This is a genomic window from Carboxylicivirga linearis, assembly GCF_018271995.1.
Classification (GTDB): domain Bacteria; phylum Bacteroidota; class Bacteroidia; order Bacteroidales; family Marinilabiliaceae; genus Carboxylicivirga; species Carboxylicivirga linearis.
The window spans coordinates 1-3144 of sequence record NZ_JAGUCO010000061.1 but is presented as its reverse complement, the minus strand read 5'-3'; the positions used below and the strand labels follow the sequence as shown (position 1 = coordinate 3144).

Annotated in this window: 3 protein-coding genes; all 3 read left to right on the top strand. The window is 40.4% G+C overall.

From position 1 onward, the window contains the following. Positions 1–1944 (top strand): LPD1 domain-containing protein (locus tag KEM10_RS23415; protein WP_212220689.1); only part of this gene is annotated, 1944 nt, incomplete at its 5' end. A 1-nt stretch (position 1945) separates the two neighbouring features. Then, positions 1946–2812 carry a hypothetical protein gene (locus KEM10_RS23410; protein ID WP_212220687.1) on the top strand — a complete coding sequence of 289 codons (867 nt, stop codon included), beginning with the start codon at positions 1946–1948 and terminating at the stop codon, positions 2810–2812. A gap of 14 nt (positions 2813–2826) precedes the next feature. Next, on the top strand, positions 2827–3144 hold a 318-nt coding region (locus KEM10_RS23405; protein ID WP_212220684.1), incomplete at its 3' end, for a hypothetical protein.

Sequence of the window (3144 nt, the reverse complement as noted above, 5' to 3'; positions counted from 1 at the left end):
GCTTTGCAGGAGAAGCAAAAGAACCGGGAATTTAAAGATGCAGGGAAGCGTGTTCATGGTTCCAGGAAAGAACAAGCCATGTACAACAAACTTATCAGCAGTAGCGATTTAAACAGCATCGAACAGGATGAAGCAACCGCTATCGAGCTTGTCAAAAAGGATAAGGTATTTCCAAAGGTTGACCCACAGGCTGAAAAAGAAAATGGAACGGATTCAGGTTGTGCCTTTCTGAAAGTAAAGGTTCGTCAGGCTTTCCCGGCAAAACCACATGCCAACAACAAAGAAGCCAGGGAGCAATATGTGAAGATGGCAGAGGCTTTTGTAAAAGTTATGAATGATGCCATTTCAATTACAGACTTGCAACAACTCGATACCATTGCCAATAATGGTGAAATTGTGGGTAAGCATGATTTTGGAATGATATTCGGTAAGGCACTTCGCAATATTGTCTTTACCATTAAGGGCTATCGGACTACATCTGCGGTCAAGGAAACTTACATGAAAGCCCATCAATATTCAGGTATCACCAAAGAACAGGCTGAACCCCATGCAAAAAGGTTGAAAGAGTACACCGACAAGCGGATTAAACGTCAACAAGATTGTATTGATTCTGCAAAGCAAATTCTTTCTCCTGCCGATATGAAACGCCATAGGCAAAACGGCCTGACTTTTCAGGGTGGTATGTTGAGTAGCGTTCGGACTGTGGAGGACTATGTAAGGTATGTTACTCAAGTTTGTACACGGTTTATTAATGATGCCCAAAGAGAATATAACGAGCAAAAAGAACGATTCCCATACAAGGAATTTAAACCGGATTGGAGCTGGGCAGAAACAAAGAAAACAAGCAATTCAAAAAGCAGTAGCAAGCCCAAGATAGAAGCCGTACCGCTATCATACATCAAACGCACAGGCGGTTTATTGATTGAAGATGCGGATGAAAATACGGTTATCAAGAAGCTTCATTTTAAATCGCTCACATTAGGAAACTACGTGAAAGATGATGAAGCCAGGGAACACATTCGTCACTTTGTTGCAGCCATCGTTGATTTATGCGAAGTTCTTGACATCAACCTATCCATAAACGAAGCCCTGGCTATTGCTTTTGGTGCATTCGGTCGTGGTGGAAAAGCAATGGCTACTTATTACCCAACACGGCAGCTCATCAACCTGACCAAGCGAAATGGTGACGGCTCAGTAGCCCATGAGTGGGGACATTTCTTTGACCATTACCTGAATGGTTTAGAATTATCGACCAAACCACTACGGTCAGAAAGCTACCTGAATAAAATCATTGAAAGTTTAGGTTATCGCAAAAAATATTTCATTGGCGGTAATTCATCACCAACAAAAGATTGGTTCAAGGATATTTTGAAAAGTTCTATTAAGTCGGTAGTTCCAACATTTCAGGAAAGGCAATCGGTGGTGCATACAAGTATCGTTTCGCTTATCCTAATGCTCCGCTTTGGGTATTATACTTTGGAAGATAAGGCTGTTAGCTACAATGATTTTGACGAGACAAAGAAACGCAGAACCGACAGCTACCTGTATCACTACTCAAAACTTCAAGGTGCTTATTGGAAAGATATTGCAGAGATGTTTGCCCGAAGCTTTGAATGTTATGTGTACGACAAGCTAAAAGAAAAGGACCGGGTAAATAACTATCTGGTATCAGGAGGTATGTTTTCTCATCCTGTTTATCCACAAGGTCAGGAACGCATTTACATCAACAAGTGCTTTGATAACCTGATTTATGCAATCAAGGAACATTTATCCATTAAATCATTTGAGCCATTTACCGATAAACGTGCCGATGAGTACATCGACCTGACTGATAAAGGTAGCGTGAACAAAGGTGTGATAGTGGGCAAAGAGCGCAAACTGAAACTTGCCAAAATCCGGGCAAAAGCAATTCGCATTAAACAGAAACAATTAAAAATATCGTGATATGAAACTTACAATCAAAAACTACAAGGAAGCCTCCAAAAATATTGACTTCAAGAAGTTGCCGGAAGCAGCACAGGAAGCACATAAAGAATTCGATTCATTTGCTGATTTCTACAATGAGGATAAGGACATTAAAGAGATGTTGGATAATCATTTCAAAATCGTTGAACCATACTTAAAGGATTCAGAAAAGAAAAGCTCTGCACCTAAGAAAGTACCAGCAAAAAAGAATACTACCTCGTCACAAAAATCGACAAAAAATGTGACCAAGAAAGCAATGCCCAAACGGACAGCCACAAAGAAAACGGCAGCTCCAAAAAAAGCACAACGAAAACCCATTGAGGTTGATTTGATGCCATTGGAGATAAAAGTAATTAGGCGTTATCTGAACTTTCATAATAAGAAGGTAACAGAACGTCAGGTATCGCTTTTGTATAAGGTGATTCAAAAGGCAGCTACCGAAAAGACCATCCGCAAAACAAGCAAGTATGCCTCTGAAATAAAAAGCATAAGCAATGACCTTATCAAGACTTACAAGGATATGAATGGTACTTGCAAGTTTGAAGTTCCGGATTCGCTAAACACGAAGCTGAAAAAGATAGTGGATGACTATGGTGTTACTCCGGCAGTTGCTTTGATTAAAAGGTTTATCAACCTGTATGGCAATATTACAAAAGCAAAAGCCCAACGCTTACTTACCACAGTTACCAATTCATTGAAAAACGGTAAGGTTGACAAATCTGACAAGGAATTTGAACAGGTTAAAAACGTCCAAAAGCATTTACACGATTATCTGGAGAGTGACAAGCTGCTTGTTACCAATGTTCAGTTAAAAGGCTTACAAGGCATTGTCGGATTGGGAAAGTAAATGCCACTACTTCAATGCCCAAAAGTAGTGGCTCTCAAAACAGGGCATTCAATCCCGGCACCACAAGAACCGCTGTAATTGCATCCGACCAGGTTGTTTTGGCAAACGACCTTGCCAAAATGAATTTTAAGACTATCTCAGTCAGGGGAAAGTTCGGCAAACTATTAGGTAAGCTGTATATCCCATTTTATATAATGATTTACGGCTCACGCTTTCATGGCAAGAGTACCGTAGCCTTGATGTTTGCAGATGAATTGGTAAAGCAACACGGATATAAAGTCCTGTATGTAGCCAATGAAGAAGGTGCTAAAGGAACAATGCAGGAGAAAGTG